Here is a 22,389-nt window from a genome sequence, read left to right as displayed (position 1 = left end):
GCGTCTCTACCTTTTTTATTTTAAAAATTCTAAAACACTATCGGTGATGAATTTTATTTGTTCATCATCCAACTCAGTATGCATTGGTAATGATAATACTTCCTGAACTAATTGATTGGTTACCGGAAAATCTTCCTCCTTATACCTCTCATCTTTATACGCTTTTTGAGAATGCAGCGGAATTGGATAGTAAATTGCACAAGGAATTCCTTTGTCTAATAAATGCTGCATCAAACCATTTCTATCTGCATTTACAATTCGTAACGTATATTGGTGAAATACGTGACAATCACAAATGTCACAAATTTGAGGTGCAACAATATTTTCATGTCCTTCAAAAGCTATAGAGTATTTTCTAGCCGCATCTTGTCTTGCTGCATTGTACTGATCTAGCAATGGCAATTTAGCATTCAAAACTGCTGCTTGTATGCTATCTAAACGTGAATTCACACCTACAACATCGTGGTGGTAACGCTCGTACATTCCATGATTTACTATCCCGCGTAAGGTATGTGCTAATGCATCATCATTTGTAAAAATAGCACCACCATCACCATAACAACCTAAATTTTTAGAAGGAAAAAAAGAGGTAGCACCTACATGACCTATCGTTCCTGCTTTTTGCTTAACGCCATCGGATGATTTACAGTTGGCACCAATCGCTTGCGCATTGTCTTCGATTACAAATAAGTTATGTTCTTTGGCAATAGCCATAATCGCTTCCATATTAGCTGCACGTCCAAATAAATGAACAGGAACAATTGCTTTAGTTTTAGGAGTGATTGCTTTTTTGATAGCCTCAATAGAGATATTCATATTATACAGATCCACATCTACTAAAACGGGTGTTAATTGCAACAATGCAATAACTTCAACAGTAGCAGCAAAAGTAAAATCGGCAGTAATCACCTCATCACCTGGTTGTAAACCAAGGCCCATCATTGCAATTTGCAAGGCGTCTGTACCATTTGCACAAGGAATAACGTGTTTTACACCTAGATAATCTTCTAGACTTTTTTGAAACTTATGTACCTCAGGCCCATTTATATAAGCATTTGTATCTAAAACTTCTTGGATAGAAACATTTACAGTTTCTTTTATTTTATCGTATTGACTTTTTAGGTCAACCATTTGTATTTTTTTCATTCTATCAAAATTATAAGCACAAAATTAAGAATTAATAGCAACAATAGATTGAGATTGTCTTTTTTATTTAATTTCAACCGCCTTCTAATTGAAAAACACAACTCCAATTAAGACTAAAAATAACGGTACCGACACCTTGCCCTCAAAATAAATCTGAAATAAAATATGTATTTTAGCCTTCCAAAAAACAAACTCATGCTTTTCCTTTACAACTTATTGATCCTTTTAGCTTCAACAGTATTACATCTCATTGCGCTTTTTAATTCGAAAATAAAACTATTTTTAGACGGCCGAGCTACTGTTTTTCAAACATTAGAGCAAAAAATTAATACAACCGACAAAACCATCTGGTTTCATGCAGCATCCTTAGGAGAATACGAACAAGGACTACCCGTAATCGAAAAAATAAAAGAAAAATACCCTCATCATAAAATCGTACTTACTTTTTTTTCGCCTTCAGGTTATGAAGTACGAAAAAACAACCCTATTGCAGATGTAACCGTTTATCTGCCATTAGACACTAAAAAGAATGCACAACGATTCATCTCAATAGTACACCCCGAACTTGTTTTTTTTATCAAATATGAATTTTGGATTAACTATTTGGCCGTATTAGAAAAACAAAAAACACCAACCTATTTAATTTCTGGGATTTTTAGAGAGAAACAAATGTTCTTTAAATGGTATGGCGGTTTTTATCGAAAAGCATTAAACGCATTTACATACTTTTTTGTACAAAATGAAAGCTCTAAAAAACTACTACTACAATTAGGAAAAACAAATGTAGCTGTATCTGGCGACACACGATTTGACAGAGTTGCTACCATTTTAGAAAAAGACAATACGCTAGACTTTATTTCGAACTTTAAAAACAACCAAACCACCATAGTTATTGGAAGTTCATGGCCAAAAGATGAAGCTTTATTAGTTGACTATATCAATACCACCCCATTTCCAGTGAAATTCATCATTGCACCGCACAATATAAAAGCAGAACAAATTGACCAATTAAAAAACAACATCAGCCGTAAAACCGTATTGTTATCTGAAAAAGAAGGCAGAAATCTTAGCGAGTACGATGTTTTTATTATTGACACTGTAGGCATACTAACAAAAATATACAGTTATGCCGACATTGCCTATGTGGGTGGTGGCTTTGGGAACCCTGGCGTTCACAATTTATTAGAACCAGCTACTTTTGGGCTTCCGATAGTTATTGGTCCCAACTATTCCCATTTTGCCGAAGCAACTGCTTTAGTAAATATTGGAGGCTGCTTCCCCATTGCTACCGCCACCGAAATGCAACGTGTTTTTGACGATTTGATACAAGATCAAGCGTATCGAAATGAAAAAGGACACATCTGCGGAACCTTTGTATTAATGAACAAAGGTGCGACGAATAGCATCATGCAAAAAATTGTTAAATAAAACACTTAAAACAAGCCTTAAAACCACTTAATTCTCTACAAAACACCCTTGTTTTTATCTATTTTTTAAATTAAATTAAATAAAAAAAGAATCCTACAATATAACGCTTAATTTTAACACAACACAAGCCATATTCTTACCTCAACACTTTAACTTACAAAGTTTTAAAACAGGGTAACGTTTATATTAAAACAGATGAAATCACGGGGAATCCAACAAAACAAGGGTGCTATTGTTTATTTTCTGTATCGTTTCTACCCCATAAAATCAATTTGCAAAAAAAATTATGTAAAATTTTGAAAAAAAAATTGAAAAAATAATTTACATATCAAAAATTTTATATCTTTGCGTCGAATTAATAATTAACCTTTATATTAAATTAAGATGAAAAAAGTATTTTTAAGTTTAGCTGCTATCGCTGTATTGACTGTTGTATCATGTAAAAAAGCTGACGCTGCCGCTGATGACGCTGCTGCTGTTGTTGATTCTGCTGCTGTTGTAGTTGATTCTGCTGCTGCTGTTGTTGATTCTGCTGCTGTTGTAGTTGATTCTGCTGCTGCTGCTACTGAAGCTCCAGCTGCTCACTAATTAGAAGCTTTCTAAGAGATTAAAAGCCATCCGCCTAGCGTGATGGCTTTTTTATTTTTACAAAACCCCAAAACTAAGCACAACCTCATAAAAAAAGGAGTAATTTGATCAAATCAAACTACTCCTTTTTTTTTATTCAAAACGAACAAGCTAATCTTCAAATACAAAATTATTATTTGAAAAATCTAATATCTCAGCTCTCGCCCCATACTTAACAATCTCATCAATCCCTTTCTGAACCATAAGCTCCGTAGTATATTTTCGACTCACCGCTTTCACCACTCCATCAACCACAACCCGAAAGAAAAACTTCCCTTTAGTGGTTTTAAACTTGACGTAAGAGCAGCTATCAAAAACAGACCTTATATACTCTGCATCTGCCTCACAATCCATTCTCAACTCATAAGAGTTACTCGTGAAAATCGTCTTCCCCTTTCTTGAAGTAAATTCAAATTTATAATCCCCACTAAACCTTTTACTAATTACAAAAGAAGCCATACTGTATACAAGTCTATTTTTTACTAAGATAGTTTATTTATTATAACAAAAAAAAAAAGCCTCTTCAAAAGAAGAGGCTTTAGTACTCAGAGCGGGACTTGAACCCGCACGAACATTGCTGTTCACTGGATTTTAAGTCCAGCGTGTCTACCAATTTCACCATCCGAGCATTAATACTTTTTTGATTGTTATATTTGATTTACATCAAATACAATTATCTTTCCAGCAGTATGTGGTATTGAGCGAAAAACGGGGCTCGAACCCGCGACCTCGACCTTGGCAAGGTCGCGCTCTACCAACTGAGCTATTTTCGCATTTTCATTTTTAATAAGAACAACAATACTTGTTTTGTATTGCGTGGGCAAATTTAGGACATTTATCGAATAAAACAAGCCTTTTTTTAAAAAAAATCAAGCAGTTTTTATAACCTTCTGATATCCTTTTCTTTAAAAATGAAAAAAAATAACATTATTTTCTAGTTAACATTCTTTTAATCTCATTTAGCTTCATTAATGCTTCAACTGGAGTTACCGTATTGATATCTAAATTCAATATTTCTTCTTTAATTTCTTCCAGCAATGGATCATCAAGATTAAAGAAACTCATTTGCAGTTCGTCTTTTTCAGACTTAATGCCATTTAAAGCATCACTCGAATGATTTTTCTCCAATTTCTTCAAAAGTTTTTGTGCTTTCAAAATTACAATTTGCGGCATTCCTGCCATCTTAGCCACATGAATTCCAAAACTGTGTGCACTTCCTCCCTTTACTAATTTTCGAATAAAAAGCACCGTATCTTTTAACTCTTTTACAGCCACATTATAATTTTGAATTCGGCTTAAAGACTCACTCATTTCATTTAACTCATGATAATGCGTTGCAAACAATGTTTTAGGCTTAGACGGATGCTCATGCAAAAACTCAGCAATAGCCCAGGCTATTGAAATTCCATCATACGTGCTCGTTCCCCGTCCTATTTCATCTAGAAGCACTAGACTTCTATCTGATATATTATTCAAAATTGAGGCCGTTTCATTCATCTCTACCATAAAAGTAGATTCGCCCATAGAGATATTATCCGAAGCACCTACTCTGGTAAAAATCTTATCCACCACACCCATTCTCACACTATCCGCAGGAACAAAGCTTCCCATTTGCGCAAGCAGAACAATTAAAGCCGTTTGACGTAAAATAGCTGACTTACCCGACATATTAGGTCCAGTAATCATGATTAACTGCTGCTTTTCTCTATCTAGAAAAACATCATTAGCAATATAAGGCGTTCCCACCGGAAGCTGCTTTTCAATAACAGGATGTCTTCCGTTTTTAATGTCCAATTCATAACTATCATCCAGCTCTGGACATACATAACTATTCTCAATTGCTAGTTGCGTAAAAGAACACAAACAGTCCAATTGTGCTACTAAATTAGCATTTAACTGTACGGGCTTAATATAAGTGGTAATCCATGCCACTAATTGCTCAAACAACTCGGACTCTATTTTTTGAATTTTTTCCTCAGCACCAAGGATTTTAGTTTCATAAACCTTCAATTCCTCTGTGATATAGCGCTCTGCATTCACTAAGGTTTGCTTACGGATCCATTCTGGCGGCACTTTATCTTTATGGGTATTGCGCACTTCGATGTAATAACCAAAAACATTATTAAAAGATATTTTTAACGACGAAATCCCTGTTCGCTCTGATTCTCTGGCCTCAATACCTTCTAAAAACTCTTTACCCGAAGTAGATATGGCACGTAAATCATCTAGTTCCTCACTCACTCCTTTTGCAATAGCATTCCCTTTCGCAACAGCCACAGGAGCATCTTGATTCAAGGTGGTTTTAATTTTTTCACGCAATAAATCACAACTATGCAAACTATCTCCAATAATCTTAACTGCTTCCTGCGGACTATCTAGCGCTAACGTTTTTATAGGCAATATTGCATCGAGAGATTCCTTTAAATAAACCACCTCGCGAGGTGATACTTTTCCAGCAGCAATTTTAGAAATCAAACGCTCCAAATCGGATATTTGCTTGATTTGATATTGTATTTTTTGTAAAACTTCTTGATTTTCTTTTAAATAAGTAACCACCTGATGACGGTTCTTTACTTTGTTTGCATCTTTCAATGGCAATGCCAACCATCTTTTTAACAAACGCCCTCCCATTGGCGAAAGCGTTTTATCAATTACATCAAGCAGCGTTACTGCATTGGGATTGTAACTGTGGTATAATTCTAAATTACGAATCGTAAATCGATCCATCCATACATAAGCATCTTCAGCAATACGTTGAATCGCAGTAATATGTTGCACTTTATTATGCTGCGTCTCGGACAAATAATACAAAATAGCACCTGACGCTATGATTCCTTCTTTCAAATCCTCAATACCAAATCCCTTTAAGGAAACAGTTTGAAAATGCTTGGTCAAGGTTTCTATTGCATAATCTTCCTTATAAATCCAGTCTTCTAAATAGAAATTATGAAAATCTTCTCCAAACGCATCTCGAAATTGCACCTTACTATTTTTGGGCACTAAAACCTCCGAAGGATTAAAGTTTTGCAATAACTTATCAATATACTCCGCATTTCCTTGGGCTGTTAAAAACTCACCCGTTGAAACATCTAAAAAAGAAATACCAATTGATTTATTAGCAAAATAGACAGATGCCAAAAAATTATTGGTTTTTGACTGCAATACTTCGTCATTCATTGAAACTCCTGGCGTCACTAGCTCAGTAACTCCACGTTTCACAATTGACTTAGTCATTTTTGGATCTTCGAGTTGATCACAAATAGCCACGCGAAGTCCTGCTTTTACTAATTTAGGCAAATAAGTATTTATAGAATGATGTGGAAAACCCGCCAGAGCAGTCTCAGTAGGGGAACCCGCACCTCGTTTGGTTAACGTAATACCCAAAATCTTGGACGCCCGCACTGCATCGTCTCCAAATGTTTCATAGAAATCACCTACTCGAAATAACAAACAAGCATCTGGATACTTCCTTTTGATATCATTATATTGCTTCATTAAGGGAGTTTCCTTAACTTCTTTATCTTTAGCTGCCAAATTATTTGAGTTTTGATGTATGAGAAAAATATCAGCGAATTTAAATATTTAAAAACGAATAACTAAACAGTTGAAAAAAAATTAAAGCACTTTTAAGTATTTTTTAAGTCATTGGCATGATTTTTTCTTTATTTTTGTTAAATAATTTTAAACCACGAATAAAGATGAAAAAAATAATTTTACTTGCAATGTTTGCTGTTTTAGGAGTAACAACTTCTAACGCTCAAGAAACTACAAAAAAAATAAAATCAAAAGTTGCTAAAGCTGCCAAAGTAAATGGAGCAGGAATGGTTTTCGTTTCTGAAACAATTGACTACGGAACAGTTGCTCACAACTCAGATGGAAAACGTGAGTTTGTATTTACAAACAACGGTAACAAACCATTAATCATTACTAACACTCAAGGATCTTGTGGTTGCACAGTTCCTACATCTCCAAAAGAACCAATTGCTCCAGGAGCAAAAGGAATTATTGGTGTAAAATATGCTACTGATAGAGTAGGTCCTTTTACAAAAACAGTAACTGTTACTTCAAATGCTGAAGGACAACCTACTAAAATCCTTACTATTAAAGGTAATGTACTAGGAGATGACGCTTCAAAAAGCTAAATTTTAATTACTATAAAAAAAGCTTCCCTTAACAGCGGAAGCTTTTTTTTTACAACAAAATACCAAAATGAGAAAGCTAGAAAACAGCGAATTAGACCGAAAATCGATTGAAGCGTTCAAAGAATCAGACAAAACTCCTATCATAATCGTGCTTGACGATGTACGAAGTCTACACAACATAGGTTCTGTATTTAGAACTGCTGACGCCTTTTTAATCGAAAAAATATATTTGTGCGGTATTACCGCTACACCTCCCAACAAAGAAATTCACAAAACTGCTCTAGGTGCCACCGAAACTGTAAACTGGGAACACAATAAAAGTGTTTTGGACGTTATTGCAAACTTGAAAAAAGAAAACGTTACCACGCTTGCAATCGAGCAAGTAGAAAGTGCTGTTTTTTTACAAGATTTCACGATTGAAAAAGGTCAAAAATATGCTTTGGTTTTTGGAAACGAAGTACACGGAGTCTCTCAAGAAGCAGTTGCACAATGTGATGGCTGTATTGAAATCCCGCAATTAGGAACCAAACATTCTTTGAACATATCAGTAAGCACTGGAATTGTAGTTTGGGATCTATTTCAAAAAATAAATTGGCCAACTAACTAAGAATAAATTAATATATTTACAGAATGGGGATAAATAATTTATTTAAAATAGTTTTGGCTTTTGCATTTCTTAGTTCAAATCACAATTTTGCAAATAGCTCCAACCCCAAAACGGAAAAAAACAAACCCCTTTTTGCAAACGTTGCGCCAATAATAACAGCAACAGGCAATCAAGTTTACTGCCCACAGTCATCATTAAAAATAGTTACAACAGTATCCATAACTGACCCTGACGACACAAACACGGATGCCATTTATATTCAAATTTCCAATGGTTACCTAAACGGACAAGATCAACTTACCCTCTCCAATCCTTCCCTGCATGCTACTATAAGCGCGAGTTGGAACGCTAGCGAAGGAAAATTAAAACTATCGAGTCCTACTCCAGGCACAACAATTCCTTATACCGACTTTATCGCCGCCATAAAAGATGTGGTGTTTACTAACTCCAGCAGTTCACCCTCTGGCATTAGAGATTTTTCAATAAGTATTGGTCAAGCCAATTATTTACCTAGCAATGGGCATTACTATCAATTTGTATCCAATCTTGGCATTGGCTGGAACAATGCAAAAAATGCTGCAGCCGCAAGCAATTATTATGGATTACAAGGCTATCTAGCTACAATCACATCTGCAGATGAAGCCAAAATATCAGGAGAACAAGCAGCTGGTGCTGGATGGATTGGCGGAAGTGATGCTGCTACGGAGGGCGTGTGGAAATGGGTTACAGGACCTGAAGGTTTAGCCAATGGCGGGAACGGAACTATTTTTTGGAACGGACTAGCAAACGGATCTACACCCAACTATGCTAACTGGAACACCAATGAACCCAATCAATCAGGAGATGAAGATTACGCACATATTACAGCCCCAGGTGTTGGAATCACAGGAGCTTGGAATGATTTAAAGGAAACTGGTGATGCCAGCGGAAACTACCAACCCAAAGGATATATAGTAGAATACGGAGGAATGGCCGGAGACCCAATACTACAAATTTCGACTAGTACTCGAATTACTATTCCTCGAATTGAAAGCACAATAGCAGGATCTGTCTGTAATTCAGGAAACGTTAGCCTGCAAGCTACTGCGTCAAACGGAGCTGTATATTGGTACGACAGTACCACAGCCGCATCCCCTATATTTACAGGCAGCTCATTTACAACACCCATACTTAACACGACAACCACTTATTATGTTGATGCTACAAATAACAATTGCCCTAGCACACCTAGAACCGCAGTAGTTGCCACTGTACATACCTTACCAACCATTACAGCTACAAGTCCAGGAGCAATTTGCGATTCAGGAACCACCACTTTAGGCGCTGTAGCATCAGCTGGCAGTATCAATTGGTATGATGTCCCATCAGGAGGAACTTCTTTGGCCACTGGAACTTCTTTCACCACACCTATAATTTCCAGCACAACAACCTACTTTGTTGACGCCACTGCCAATGGTTGCACCACTGCCGCCCGAACAGCAATTACTGCCACAGTAAATAGTGCCCCAACAATTACAGCAACAACTCCAGCAGCAAGATGCGACTCAGGTACGGTCACCTTATCAGCCATAGCCTCAGCAGGAACTATCAATTGGTACGAGGACAGCACAACTGGTACTACTCTTTTTAGTGGAAACACTTTTACGACGCCTACTATCAATGCAACAACCACTTATTATGCCGAAGCCGCAGTCAACAACTGCTCTAGCGCAAGAATAGCTGTAACAGCTACCACCTACCCTATAACTACTACTACTGAAGAAGTTGTACTGTGTCTAGGCGAAACTATCATACTTGATGCTGGGATTGCTAATAGAACCTATCTTTGGGCACCAGGAGGTGAAACCACCCAAACTATTACCGCTAGCACAACAGGCAATTATACCGTTACCATAGGTGCACCAGCCGTTGCATCCTGTGATTCTAAAAAAGAAATTAAGGTAATAGAACACCCAAAACCCATAATAAATAATATCACAGTTAACGAAAATGCAATTACAATTGCGCTAGATAATCCGCAAAGTTATTATGAATATTCTGTAAATGGAATCGATTTTCAATCACTAAACCAGTTTTCCTATCTTCCTAGCGGCCAGTATACAGCTTTCGTAAGAGAAAACAACGGCTGTAATCTTATCATGCAAGATTTTACCATCTTTAGCATTTCGAAGTTTTTTACGCCAAACAATGATGGATATAATGACTTTTGGAAAATTCCAGAAATGGTTAATTACCCCAATTCCAAAGCACAAGTTTACGACCGATACGGGAAGTTCATCATCGAATTGAACACCCTAAACTTCAGTTGGGACGGGAAATTAAATGGTAAAAACCTACCTTCTGATGACTATTGGTACCGCTTAAAACTAGAGGACTCGAAACCCGAATTGAAAGGACATTTTTCGCTAAAGCGATAAGCTATTTGTCAATTTTATTTCTGATTTCTTCTAGTATATAAAGGTAATCTTCATGGTTTTTTACAAAATCCTTATCAGATACATCGATAATTAAAACATTCAAATCGGTTTGAGATTTTATGTAATCCAAATAGCCGCTATTGATTTTATCCAAATAATCAGCTGGTATTTCCTGCTCGTAGCTTCGTCCTCGTTTTTTAATATTTTGCAATAGTCGTTCAGAATTTTGATACAAATAAATATAAAGATCAGGCTTAGGCATTTCTTTATAAATGATATCAAATAAATTACGATACAAGCGGTATTCATCTTCTGCAAGGGTGATTTTTGCAAAAATCAAAGATTTAAAAATATGGTAATCAGCTACTAGAAAATCTTTAAAAAGATCAAATTGCGCTAAATCATCCGATAATTGTTGATACCTATCGGCTAGAAACGACATTTCAAGCGGAAAAGCATACCTATTTTGATCCTTATAAAATTTAGGTAAAAAAGGATTATCAGCAAAACGCTCTAGTACCGTTTTAGCATTAAAATCTTCGGCTATTTTAGTTGCCAAAGTCGTTTTTCCAGCTCCAATATTTCCTTCGAAAGCCACATAATTAAACTGTTCGAAAGATATTGTTGCCAATGGATTTTCTAATTCGTGAACAGCAACGCAATTACTATCATCAACACACTCCTCTATTAACTGTGCAACTGATTTCTTGAAAACAGGATGCTCCCAGTTCAAACCTAAATCTTGAACAGGCAACAAGACAAACTTCCTATTTTGCATTAATGGATGCGGAATTTTAAGTTTTTCAGTAGCAATTACTTCATCATCAAAAGCAATCAAGTCAACATCAATAACACGAGACTGATAGCCTTTTTCATCAGTACGAATTCTGCCAAGTTTTTTTTCGATTTTCAAAGCCTGACTTAGTACTTTAGTGGCCGAATTGAGCGTATGCAAAATCAAGGCACAATTATAAAAAGCATCACTTTCAAAACCCCAAGATGGCGTTTCGTATACTTTTGAGACTTTTATAACTGTACCTATTTCTTGATGTATTAACGCTAAACACGCTTTGATGTTTTCAAGACGATTGCCTTGATTACTGCCTAGGGATAAAACGACCTGATGTTGTGATTTCATATTAAGCACAAATTAACTAAAACAATTTTAGAATAGAACTATATTTGCGCAAACTGTTAGTAACTAAATTTGGTATTCTAGCCTTAGTAGTTGTAACATTTCGCAATCAGTTGCGACTTATTAATAAAATTATAATTATGAAGTTTTTAGGAAATGTATTAGCAACCATTGTAGGTTTGTTTGTCTTCTTTATGTTATTTTTCTTTGGAGTAATCCTAATAGCTGCCCTCTTTGGTGGCGAATCTGACGCTGTTGTTGTAAAAACAAATTCAGTTATAGAATTGGATCTAAAAAATATCGAATACGATTATGCCGGAAAATACGAAGATCCATGGATTACCATTTTTTCGGATAAGAAAAGCATTGGTTTAACCGATGTGATCCGCGCTATTGAAGCCGCAAAAACCGATGATAATATAAAAGGAATCTCGATTTTAAATGATCAATCTACTCTAGGAATGGCACAAGCAAAAGAGCTAAGAGACGAGTTAGAAAGCTTCAAAAAGTCGGGCAAATTTGTTATGGCTTACGCCAATGCTTTTTCGCAAAAAGAATATTACCTCAACTCTGTTGCCAATACAATATACTTGAACCCTGCGGGCGAAATGGACTTTAAAGGATTAGCAGCCGAAGTGATGTTTTTTAAAGATTTTCAAGAAAAAACAGGGGTAAAAATGGAAGTGATACGTCACGGAAAATACAAAAGTGCAGTAGAGCCTTTTCTAGAAAACCAAATGAGTGATGCCAATAAGGAACAAACAACAGCTTTGCTAAACGCTGTTTGGAACTCTATAGTGACAGAGATTTCTACGAGTCGTAAAATACCCGTTGCAAAACTAAATGAAATTGCAAATGGCTTACTTGCTCGAACTCCTGAAATGGCCAAAGCACAAAAACTAGTCGACATTGTTGCTTATGAAGATGTGTATCATGACGCCATTAGAAAAGCCTTGAAAGTAAAGAACGATGAAGACTATGACAAAATTAGCATCCTAGATTATACTAAAAACAACAATACCACCTCTATTACCACAGATACTACAAACAAAATTGCTATTGTTTACGCTCAAGGCGAAATTCAAAGTGGTGAAGGTGATGTAAATACCATCGGTGAAAGATCTATGCGTCGCTCTTTGCAAGAAGCTCGAAAAGATAAAAACGTAAAAGCAATTGTACTGCGTATTGACAGCCCAGGAGGAAGCGCATTGACATCTGACCTGATTTGGAGAGAAATCGAACTGACCAAAAAAGTAAAACCTGTAGTGGTTTCTATGGGTAATTATGCCGCTTCTGGCGGTTATTACATTGCTTGTAATGCCAATACTATTTTTGCCGAAAACAATACTATTACAGGATCAATTGGTGTATTTGGAATTTTACCTAATTTTAGTCAGCTGACAAAGAAAATGGGAATCAACGTAGATCAAGTACGCACACATGCTAATGCGTCAAGATACAGTCCGTTTGTACCTATCGACGAGAACTTCAAAGCAGTGACACTCGAAGGCGTTGAGCATGTTTACAACACCTTTGTTACACATGTAGCAGAGGGGCGAAAAATGACCTATGAACAAGTAGACGCCATTGCACAAGGGAGAGTTTGGACAGGATCTGAGGCTATAAAAATAGGATTAGTAGATAAAATAGGTGGACTAAATGACGCTATTGCAGCAGCAGCTCAATTGAGTAAAACTAAAAGCTACAGTACTCAAAATTATCCTGAATACAAGAAAGAGTTTAATGAATTACTAGCAGGATTGCCATTTGCACAATCAAAAGCCAACTTCATAAAAGAGGAAATAGGCGAACAAAACTACCTTTTAATGCAGCAAGTAAAAAAGTTTCAAGAACAAAAAGGCGTTCAAGCCATGATGCCATTTGCAATAAACATCAAATAACACCACAATCCGTTTGAACTTTCAAACGGATTTTTTTTTTAAACAGATACATACCAGGGTTTTAAACCTTTTAGAAACTGGCGAATTCAATTATTTAAGAAAACTTTAGAAAGGGACTATTCTATAAAACACTATTTTTGTAATAGATTACGGCAACGTTTTTGTAGTATTCAATTAAAAAACAGCAAAACCATATGTTAAAGAAAATAGTAAAAATCACAGGAGTTCTCGTTTTATTAGTAATAGGATCTTTGTTTGCCATTCCTTATTTTTTCAAGGATCAAATAAAAGCAAAAATTAAGGATGCCATTAATGAAAAAGTAGACGCTACTGTTACTTTCACCGACGCCGATTTGAGTTTGTTTAAAAACTTCCCAAACGCAAACGTTACGGTTGATCAACTAGTGATTATCAACAAAGCTCCCTTTGCAGGAGACACACTGATATCATTGGGAGAACTGAATTTAAAAATGTCTATCAAAGAACTTTTTAAAGGGAAAGATGAAACCATGGAAATTCAAGGAATAACATCCAAAAATGGTGTTATAAATATTACGTTCAACAAAGACGGAATTGCCAATTATGATATTGCATTAAAAGACAATACCAAAACTGCAACAGAAAGTAAACCACTGGCTTTAAATATTCAAAATTATAAAATTGAAAACTTTCGATTTAAATATTTTGACGAGTCATCCAAAATAAAAATGGTGATTGACAGTTTAAATCATGAAGGAACAGGTGATTTTGCTGCTCAAAAATTAGATTTGGTGACTAAATCTACTGCAAAGGTATCATTAAACATGGACAAGGTAAACTATATGAATAAAGTGCCTTTGACATTAGATGCTGTTCTAGGCATTGACTTAGAAAAAAGCAAATATACTTTTAAAGAAAACAAAGCACTTATTAACCAATTGCCTTTAGAATTTGACGGATTTATTCAGCTTGTAGATGCGGGTCAAGAATATGACCTAAAATTTAAAACACCAACTTCGTCATTTAAAAATTTCTTAGGAATTATTCCTGCCGCTTATGCTGCCAGCCTTGACAATGTAAAAACAACTGGTGATTTTACCGTTGTAGGTTTTGCAAAAGGATTATACTCGGAGACAACGGTACCAAAATTCAATATCGAAATTGCTTCGAACAACGCTTCTTTTAAATATCCGAATTTACCCAAATCAGTACAAAATATTGTAATTGATACTAAAATCATCAACGAAACTGGAATTCTAAATGATACTTATGTCAATTTAGACAAACTTTCATTCAAAATTGATCAGGATGTTTTTAACGCTAATGCAAATATTAAAAACGTAACTCAAAACGCCATCGTTGATGCTGCCTTAAAAGGAACTATCAACCTAGCCAATTTGTCGCAAGCCTACCCTATCAAGCTAGACAAGCCTTTAACCGGAATTCTAAAAGCCGATGTGACCACCAAATTTGACATGCAATCTGTAGAGAAAAGTCAATACCAAAACATTAATAACGCAGGAACCATGAGTTTATCTGGTTTTAAATATGCTGATGAAAACGGTAAAACAATGAACATTAGCACGGCCTTAGTGCAATTTAACCCTAGCCAAGTGAACCTAAAACAATTCAACGCTACAACTGGAAAAACAGATCTTGCGATTACAGGAATTCTAGAGAATTTCTATGGTTTCATTTTTAGAAATCAAGAATTAAAAGGAAACTTTAATCTAAATTCGAATCAACTGGCCGTTAGTGATTTCATAACTACTGAAGACAAAGGAAAGGCTGAAACTGCAAAAACAGAAGCCATGAAAATCCCTGCCTTTTTAAATTGCTCGCTTACCGCAAAAGCCAATACGATCTTGTATGATAATCTTGTCCTAAAAGATGCTTCTGGAAAATTGATCATAAAAGACGAAAAAATGACGATGGAAAACATCAAAACTTCGATTTTTGGCGGAACAATTGGTTTAAATGGTGCCGTTTCCACAAAAGGAAAAACACCTACCTTTGATATGAACCTAGGTTTAAACCAAGTAGATATCGCACAATCATTCACACAGTTAGACATGTTGAAAAAAATTGCGCCTATTGCAGGAATCATTAATGGAAAACTGAATTCAACTATCAAGTTAAACGGAAATTTAACCGATGACATGAGTCCAGACTTAAAGACATTATCTGGAGATTTACTAGGGCAATTACTATCTACAACAGTAAACTCAAGCAATTCGACCTTATTAACCGCTCTAGGATCGAATATCAAATTTATCGATGTCAGTAAAATAAACTTGAATGACATCAAAGCAGCCATCACTTTTGAAAACGGAAAAGTAAATGTAAAACCATTTGACATTAAATACAAAGACATCAAAGCCACGGTAGGTGGTAGCCACGGTTTTGACCAAAACATGAACTACACTTTAAAATTTGATGTCCCTGCTAAATATTTAGGAAGCGAAGCCAATGCGCTTATTGCAAAATTAACACCTGCCGATGCTGCAAAACTGGAAAACATTCCGATCAATGCAATTTTGACAGGGAATTTTTCGACTCCAAAAATTTCGACAGATATCAAAACTGCTGTGACTAATTTGACCAATCAATTGATACAACAACAAAAAGAGCAATTGGTAAAAAAAGGAACTTCGGCTTTAACCGATTTAATTAATAAAAACAAAAAAGCGGGCGACACCACCAAAACAGTTATTCCAACAACCAAAGAGGAAGTAAAAGCAGCTGTACAAACAAAAGCAAAAGAAGAAGTTAAAACAAAAGCCACGGAACTTTTGAATGGTTTTTTTAACAAAAAGAAAAAAGCAACAGATACAACTAAGGTGAATTAACCGCTGTTTCAATTTCATAGAAAAAGGGAATCTCAAATCGAGATTCCCTTTTTTATTTTAATCAACAGTTCAAAAAAAATCCAAGCTTAGATCGAAATTCGGACTACATAGCCCTCTGAACTACGCACATTAAATACCGTTCCATCTTCAAACATTAAGTACTGTCCTTTAATCCCTTTTAATTTTCCTTGAAAACTAGGTGTTTTATCTAAACTCAAACTTTTTACTTTGGTTGGATATTCCAGAACTGGATAATGCATGGTGTACAAATCATTTTTATCCAAATAGAAATACTCTTTTGCCTCATCCGGAATGAGGTTTTCCAGTTTTAATCGTTCGGCTATTAGGTCAACATGTTCTACTGAATTAGTCAACATTTTACGCCAATTGGTTTTATCAGCATAATGATTCTTCAACGCTACCTCAGTAATTCCTGCTAAGTATCTATTGGGAACTTCAACAATAGAAATGGCTTCGATTGCCCCTTGATCAATCCATCGAGTAGGCATTTGTGTCCCGCGGGTCACTCCTACTTTTACCTCACTTGACAATGCTAAATAGACAATATGGGGTTGCAATTGTACCTTTTTTTCATACACCAAATCGCGATCTTCAATATCTAAATGAGCGGTACTTAATTCGGGTTTCATAATCCAATCTCCTACAGATGCGCTAGAATAAAAGCAATCATAACAAAATCCTTGTCTGAAAATCTTTTTCTTTTTACCACAATTCAAACACTGAAACCCTAGAAAATCAATTACCATTGTTTTATCAAGCAACTGATTTACATTTAAAAAACTGTCTTCAAAAACCAGATAATATTGTATTGGGTCTCCAAATTCGGTTTGCATTTTAGTAAGTACGCCTTCGTATTGCATTTAGTTTACGCTTTAAAGTTTGATGTTTAACAAAAATTGTTATTTTTGGTAAAGTTATCATTCATAATGCAAAATTCATAACGCCAAATTTAAAAAATGCCACTTACCATCATCAATTCTTTTGCGTCTTGGGTTTTAAAACAACGAATCCATCAAATAGAACTTTTCCTGAAATACCCCAATGAGGTACAGGAAGAACTGTTGATGCTGTTAATCCAGTCATCAAAAAACACAGTTTTGGGTAAGGAATATAATTTTGCCTCCATTAATTCATACGAAACTTTTAGCGCCAGAGTTCCCGTAACTTCTTATGAGGACATTCATCCCATGATTGAACGAACTCGTAATGGTGAACAAAATGTTTTTTGGGACACACCTATTAAATGGTTTGCTAAATCAAGCGGAACTACCAATGCCAAAAGTAAATTTATTCCCGTAAGCAACGAAGCCCTTGAGGATTGTCACTATAAAGGAAGTAAGGATTTATTGTGTTTGTATTTGAGTAATAACGAAAACTCCGAATTATTTGTTGGTAAAAGTCTTCGCCTTGGCGGAAGCTCTCAAATTCACGAGAACAACAATAGCTTTTTTGGTGATTTATCGGCTATTCTAATCGAAAACATGCCTATATGGGCCGAGTTTAGTAGTACCCCAAGCAATAAAACATCGTTAATGAGCAACTGGGAGACCAAAATGGATGCAATCATTAACGAAACTAAAAGAGAAAATGTTACTAGTTTAGCAGGTGTCCCTTCATGGATGTTGGTGTTATTAAACAAAATGCTAGCCGAATCTGGCAAAGAGAGCTTACTGGATATCTGGCCTAATCTAGAAGTCTATTTTCACGGTGGTGTCAACTTTGATCCGTACCGAGAGCAATACCAAAAAATATTACCTAAAAAAGATTTTAAATATTACGAAATATACAATGCCTCCGAAGGCTTTTTTGCGATCCAAGACTTAAACAATTCTAGTGATTTATTGTTGATGTTGGATTACGGAATATTTTATGAATTTATTCCGATGGACACTTTTGGGACACCAAATCAAAAAACCATCCGATTAGCTGATGTTGAATTATTTAAAAATTATGCTATCGTCATCACCACCAATTCCGGTTTATGGCGCTACTTAATCGGTGACACCGTTCGTTTTACTTCATTGAGCCCGTTTCGCATTCGAGTAACAGGTCGCACCAAACATCACATCAATGTTTTTGGAGAAGAATTAATGGTCGAAAACGCTGATCAAGCCATTGCTAAAGCCTGCTCCATCACCCAATCGCAAGTCGTTGATTATACGGTTGCCCCTATTTTTATGGTAGACAAAGAAAAAGGAGCGCATGAATGGATGATTGAATTCAAGAAAAAACCTGACAATATGGAGCTATTCCATAAAGTGCTTGATGAGACGCTACAAGCAGTAAACTCTGATTACGAAGCAAAACGCCGAAATAATATGACACTAAATCCGCTTGTGATTAATATTGCACGTCCCAATTTATTTTACGACTGGCTAAAAGAGCGAGACAAACTAGGTGGCCAACACAAGATACCTAGACTATCTAATCATAGAGATTATCTAGAACAGTTAAAAAGCATGCAACTTATTGTAAGCTTTTAAATTGTTTTTTCAATACTGTTAAAATTCACCATCCCGTGAATGCCAAATTCATCGACAAACATCCCAAAACAAGAACCACAGAAAGTGGCTGAAATGAACCTAAACGGGTTTGCAATGCCGAATAATCTATTACTAAAAAAGCCTTAATTCAATACGAATTAAGGCTTTAAGCGGTTTTAAATATAAACTTATTCCATCATATCAATATGCCTGTCATGGTATCCTAAAAGATACAAAACACCATCCAAGCCTAAACTTGAGATCGAACTAGAAGCACTTTCTTTTACTGTAGGTTTAGCGTGAAAAGCGATGCCTAAACCGGCTAAATTTAACATAGGTAAATCATTGGCTCCATCTCCCACTGCAATGGTTTGGTTGATGTGTATTCCTTCTTTATCGGCGATAGCTTGAAGGTATTCGGCTTTTTTAGCACCGTCTACAATTTCGCCTAAATATTTCCCCGTTAGTTTTCCGTCTATAATTTCTAATTCATTGGCATGAACGTAATCAATCCCTAATTCTTTTTGCAAATACTTACCAAAATAGGTAAATCCTCCCGACAAAATAGCCGTTTTATATCCATAATATTTCAACGCTTTCATCAAGCGATGCGCTCCTTGTGTAATTGGTAAATTTACCGCTACCTTTTGTAACACTTCTTCGCTTAAACCTTCAAGCAAAGCCATACGCTGCTTGAAGCTTTCGCTAAAATCAATTTCACCGTTCATTGCTGATTCGGTGATGGCTCTCACCTGCTCTCCTACACCTGCAAGATCAGCAAGTTCATCAATTACTTCTGTTTGAATTAGAGTAGAATCCATATCAAAGCACACCAATCGTCGGTTTCTTCGATACATATTATCTTCTTGAAAAGAAATATCAACATCTAAGGTTCTGGAAATTTCCATAAAACTAGCGGTCATCGAAACTTTATCCACTACATTACCCGACACTGATAATTGCACACAAGAACGCGGAAACTCATCCTTTTCGACTACTGAAACCCTACCCGTTAATCGCTTAATAGCTTCAATATTCAAATTTTGATCTGACATGATTTTTGTCACTGCGGCAATTTGAACGGCAGTTAACTTTTCGCCAAGAATATTGATAATATAACGTTGCTTGCGCTGTGCTTTTACCCAAATTTCATAATCAGCAATAGAAATAGGGATAAATTTGACTTTTATTCCGAGTTCATAGGCTTTGAATAACAAATCTTTTAATACAGGTCCCGAAGAAGAACCTGATTGTATTTCGAATAAAATCCCTAAAGAAAGGGTATCATGAATATCTGCTTGTCCAATATCTAGAATCGTAGCATCATACATTGCTAATATAGATGTTAAACCTGCTGTTACTCCAGGCTTATCCTGACCAGAAACTTTTAATAAAATAATTTCTTTATCTTCTATGACCATTTTTGCTTAAAATATTGATTTACGCAAACAAAAATCGGCAATCTAATGTTGATATAAAAGAATATTGTTTGTTTTTTCAAACAATAACAAATAGTGTAAAATAGCCATAAAAAAACCCGCTCAAATCAATGAACAGGTTCTTATTTTTGAGAAAAATGCAATCCTTACGAAGCAATTTCCAATCGTTTCAATAAATTTTTATTCAAGGTTTCTTGAGCATATTCTCTATCGATCTCTAGTGTTTTATCATCTGAACTTGGCAATTCATACATTGCATCTGTTAAGATCGCTTCGCATAAAGAACGTAATCCACGAGCACCTAACTTGTACTCTAATGCTTTATCAACAATAAAGTCAAGTGCTTCATCAGTAATTGAAAACTCCACTTCATCCATCAAGAATAATTTTTGATATTGCTTGATTAACGCATTTTTAGGCTCAGTTAAAATAGAACGCAATGTTGCTCTATCTAACGGATCCATATGTGTCAATACTGGCAAACGTCCAATGATCTCTGGAATCAACCCAAAATCCTTAATATCCTTAGGGATGATATATTGCAACAAGTTCTCTTTGTCAATATTGTCTTCATTTTTTGAAGTCGAATATCCTACTGCTTGACGGTTCAATCGTTTTGAAATAATTCTTTCGATTCCGTCAAAAGCACCACCAGCAATAAACAAAATATTTTGTGTATTTACCTCAACAAATTTTTGGTCTGGGTGCTTGCGTCCTCCTTTTGGTGGTACGTTTACAACTGTTCCTTCTAATAGTTTCAATAATGCTTGTTGTACTCCTTCACCTGATACGTCACGCGTGATCGATGGATTATCACTCTTACGAGCAATTTTATCTATTTCATCAATGAATACGATTCCGCGTTCGGCTTTGGTAACATCATAATCAGCAGCTTGTAATAAACGCGTTAAGATACTCTCAACATCCTCACCTACATAACCTGCTTCTGTCAATACGGTAGCATCAACAATAGCAAGAGGCACGTCTAACATTTTAGCAATGGTCTTAGCTACTAATGTTTTACCTGTTCCTGTTTGCCCTACCATGATGATATTACTTTTTTCAATCTCTACCTCATCGTCTTGTTGCTGTTGCATTAAACGTTTGTAGTGATTGTAAACCGCAACCGACATTACTTTTTTAGTTTGATCTTGTCCTATAACGTACTGATCTAGAAAAGCTCTAATTTCTTTCGGCTTTTTCAAAATCAAATCACCTACTAGATTGGTGCCTCCAGATGATTTTAATTCTTCTAAAACAATTCCGTGTGCTTGCTCGATACATTTATCACAAATATGTGCATCAATTCCAGCAATTAATAATTGGGTTTCTGGCTTTTTCCTTCCACAAAACGAACATTCTAATTTTTCTTTAGCCATCTTTTTTTGTTTAAAGTTTAAAATGTTTAAAGTTCAAAGTTACCGCAGCAACCTTAAACTTTAAAACTTAAACTTGTAACTATTTTTTTTATCCTCTTCTTAAAACCTCATCAATCATTCCGTATTCTTTAGCCTCATCCGCTTTCATCCAGTAATCACGCTCACTATCAGCATGTACTTTATCAAAGGTTTGTCCGGAGTGGTGCGAGATGATGTTGTATAATTCATCTTTTAATTTCAACATTTCTCTCAAGTTGATTTCCATATCAGTAGCCACACCTTGTGCTCCTCCTGATGGTTGGTGAATCATTACTCTTGAATGTGGCAATGCTGAACGTTTCCCTTCGGCACCTGCACACAACAATACTGCTCCCATAGAAGCCGCCATACCTGTACAAATTGTAGCCACATCAGGCTTGATGTATTGCATGGTGTCATAAATTCCTAAACCTGCATAAACACTTCCTCCTGGAGAGTTCAAGTAAATTTGAATATCCTTTGAAGCATCTGCGCTTTCTAAGAATAATAATTGCGCTTGTACAATGTTAGCAATTTGGTCATCAATACCTGTTCCTAGAAAGATAATTCTATCCATCATTAATCTAGAGAAAACGTCTAATTGAGAGATGTTCAACTGGCGTTCTTCAATAATATAAGGAGTCATATTTGTAGGGTTCATTGCCGCAACGATTTTATCGTAATACATGGCATTTACTCCTTGGTGCTTTGTAGCAAATTTTTTAAATTCTTTACCGTAGTTCATTCTTTTTTAGTTTAAGGTTTAAAGTTTAAAGTTTAAGGGCGCTCCACTTGGAACTTTAAACCTTAAACATTTA

At 35.7% G+C, this 22,389-nt stretch carries 16 protein-coding genes and 2 tRNA genes; 8 read left to right on the top strand and 10 right to left on the bottom strand.

All coding sequences use genetic code 11. The annotated features are described in order from the left end of the window. Positions 1–15 precede the first annotated feature (15 nt). Entirely contained in the window at positions 16–1,146 is a 1,131-nt protein-coding gene (locus H8R24_RS04720; RefSeq protein ID WP_187017407.1) for a DegT/DnrJ/EryC1/StrS family aminotransferase, read from the bottom strand. A gap of 195 nt (positions 1,147–1,341) precedes the next feature. Here H8R24_RS04720 and H8R24_RS04715 point away from each other — a divergent pair, with 195 nt between their 5' ends. Next, a complete protein-coding gene (locus tag H8R24_RS04715; protein ID WP_187017406.1) occupies positions 1,342–2,574 on the top strand; it encodes a 3-deoxy-D-manno-octulosonic acid transferase in 1,233 nt (410 codons plus the stop codon). A gap of 384 nt (positions 2,575–2,958) precedes the next feature. Continuing rightward, complete coding sequence (locus H8R24_RS04710; protein WP_187017405.1) at positions 2,959–3,162, top strand: PG1828 family lipoprotein; 204 nt, start codon at positions 2,959–2,961, stop codon at positions 3,160–3,162. 150 nt (positions 3,163–3,312) lie between these two features. Here the strand turns inward: H8R24_RS04710 and H8R24_RS04705 are convergent, their stop codons facing one another. The 4 genes from H8R24_RS04705 to mutS all read right to left on the bottom strand — a co-directional run bounded on the left by H8R24_RS04705 (position 3,313) and on the right by mutS (position 6,735). Then, positions 3,313–3,660, bottom strand: a complete 348-nt coding sequence (locus H8R24_RS04705; RefSeq protein WP_187017404.1) for a DUF1508 domain-containing protein — start codon at positions 3,658–3,660, stop codon at positions 3,313–3,315. Between the two features lie 83 nt (positions 3,661–3,743). Further along, positions 3,744–3,829, bottom strand: a tRNA-Leu gene (locus H8R24_RS04700). A 72-nt stretch (positions 3,830–3,901) separates the two neighbouring features. After that, positions 3,902–3,974 (bottom strand) — tRNA-Gly (locus H8R24_RS04695). A gap of 154 nt (positions 3,975–4,128) precedes the next feature. Beyond that, positions 4,129–6,735: a DNA mismatch repair protein MutS gene (gene mutS, locus H8R24_RS04690; protein WP_187017403.1), complete on the bottom strand. Its 2,607-nt coding sequence runs from the start codon at positions 6,733–6,735 to the stop codon at positions 4,129–4,131. A gap of 164 nt (positions 6,736–6,899) precedes the next feature. On the opposite strand from mutS, the gene H8R24_RS04685 reads away from it, so the two are divergent. The 3 genes from H8R24_RS04685 (at position 6,900) to H8R24_RS04675 (ending at position 10,367) form a co-directional block, all read left to right on the top strand. Next, on the top strand, positions 6,900–7,343 hold the full coding sequence (locus H8R24_RS04685) for a DUF1573 domain-containing protein (protein WP_187017402.1): 444 nt from the start codon (positions 6,900–6,902) through the stop codon (positions 7,341–7,343). 67 nt (positions 7,344–7,410) lie between these two features. Further along, a complete protein-coding gene (locus tag H8R24_RS04680; protein WP_187017401.1) occupies positions 7,411–7,950 on the top strand; it encodes an RNA methyltransferase in 540 nt (179 codons plus the stop codon). Between the two features lie 23 nt (positions 7,951–7,973). Then, a complete protein-coding gene (locus H8R24_RS04675) occupies positions 7,974–10,367 on the top strand; it encodes an Ig-like domain-containing protein (protein ID WP_187017400.1) in 2,394 nt (797 codons plus the stop codon). Between the two features lies 1 nt (position 10,368). Here the strand turns inward: H8R24_RS04675 and folK are convergent, their stop codons facing one another. Beyond that, positions 10,369–11,505, bottom strand: coding sequence for a 2-amino-4-hydroxy-6-hydroxymethyldihydropteridine diphosphokinase (folK, locus tag H8R24_RS04670; RefSeq protein ID WP_187017399.1), 1,137 nt, complete (start codon positions 11,503–11,505; stop codon positions 10,369–10,371). Between the two features lie 137 nt (positions 11,506–11,642). Here folK and sppA point away from each other — a divergent pair, with 137 nt between their 5' ends. Together sppA and H8R24_RS04660 are read left to right on the top strand one after the other, a co-directional pair. Beyond that, complete coding sequence (gene sppA, locus H8R24_RS04665) at positions 11,643–13,403, top strand: signal peptide peptidase SppA (RefSeq protein WP_187017398.1); 1,761 nt, start codon at positions 11,643–11,645, stop codon at positions 13,401–13,403. Between the two features lie 194 nt (positions 13,404–13,597). Continuing rightward, positions 13,598–16,231, top strand: coding sequence for an AsmA family protein (locus H8R24_RS04660; RefSeq protein ID WP_187017397.1), 2,634 nt, complete (start codon positions 13,598–13,600; stop codon positions 16,229–16,231). A gap of 86 nt (positions 16,232–16,317) precedes the next feature. Here the strand turns inward: H8R24_RS04660 and H8R24_RS04655 are convergent, their stop codons facing one another. After that, positions 16,318–17,112 carry a DUF2797 domain-containing protein gene (locus H8R24_RS04655; RefSeq protein ID WP_187017396.1) on the bottom strand — a complete coding sequence of 265 codons (795 nt, stop codon included), beginning with the start codon at positions 17,110–17,112 and terminating at the stop codon, positions 16,318–16,320. Positions 17,113–17,208: 96 nt separating this feature from the next. Between H8R24_RS04655 and H8R24_RS04650 the strand changes: the two genes are divergently transcribed. Beyond that, the gene (locus tag H8R24_RS04650; protein ID WP_187017395.1) at positions 17,209–18,735 is read left to right on the top strand and encodes a GH3 auxin-responsive promoter family protein; all 1,527 of its coding nucleotides are present in this window, start codon (positions 17,209–17,211) and stop codon (positions 18,733–18,735) included. 188 nt (positions 18,736–18,923) lie between these two features. Here the strand turns inward: H8R24_RS04650 and serB are convergent, their stop codons facing one another. From serB to clpP, 3 genes are all read right to left on the bottom strand, one after another. After that, positions 18,924–20,156 carry a phosphoserine phosphatase SerB gene (serB, locus tag H8R24_RS04645; protein ID WP_187017394.1) on the bottom strand — a complete coding sequence of 411 codons (1,233 nt, stop codon included), beginning with the start codon at positions 20,154–20,156 and terminating at the stop codon, positions 18,924–18,926. 164 nt (positions 20,157–20,320) lie between these two features. Beyond that, entirely contained in the window at positions 20,321–21,553 is a 1,233-nt protein-coding gene (clpX, locus tag H8R24_RS04640) for an ATP-dependent Clp protease ATP-binding subunit ClpX (RefSeq protein WP_187017393.1), read from the bottom strand. An 88-nt stretch (positions 21,554–21,641) separates the two neighbouring features. Further along, the gene (clpP, locus tag H8R24_RS04635) at positions 21,642–22,316 is read right to left on the bottom strand and encodes an ATP-dependent Clp endopeptidase proteolytic subunit ClpP (RefSeq protein ID WP_026707631.1); all 675 of its coding nucleotides are present in this window, start codon (positions 22,314–22,316) and stop codon (positions 21,642–21,644) included. Positions 22,317–22,389: the final 73 nt, after the last annotated feature.

This window comes from Flavobacterium muglaense (assembly GCF_014305155.1).
GTDB lineage: Bacteria > Bacteroidota > Bacteroidia > Flavobacteriales > Flavobacteriaceae > Flavobacterium > Flavobacterium muglaense.
This window is presented reverse-complemented; position numbering and strand designations above follow the sequence as displayed.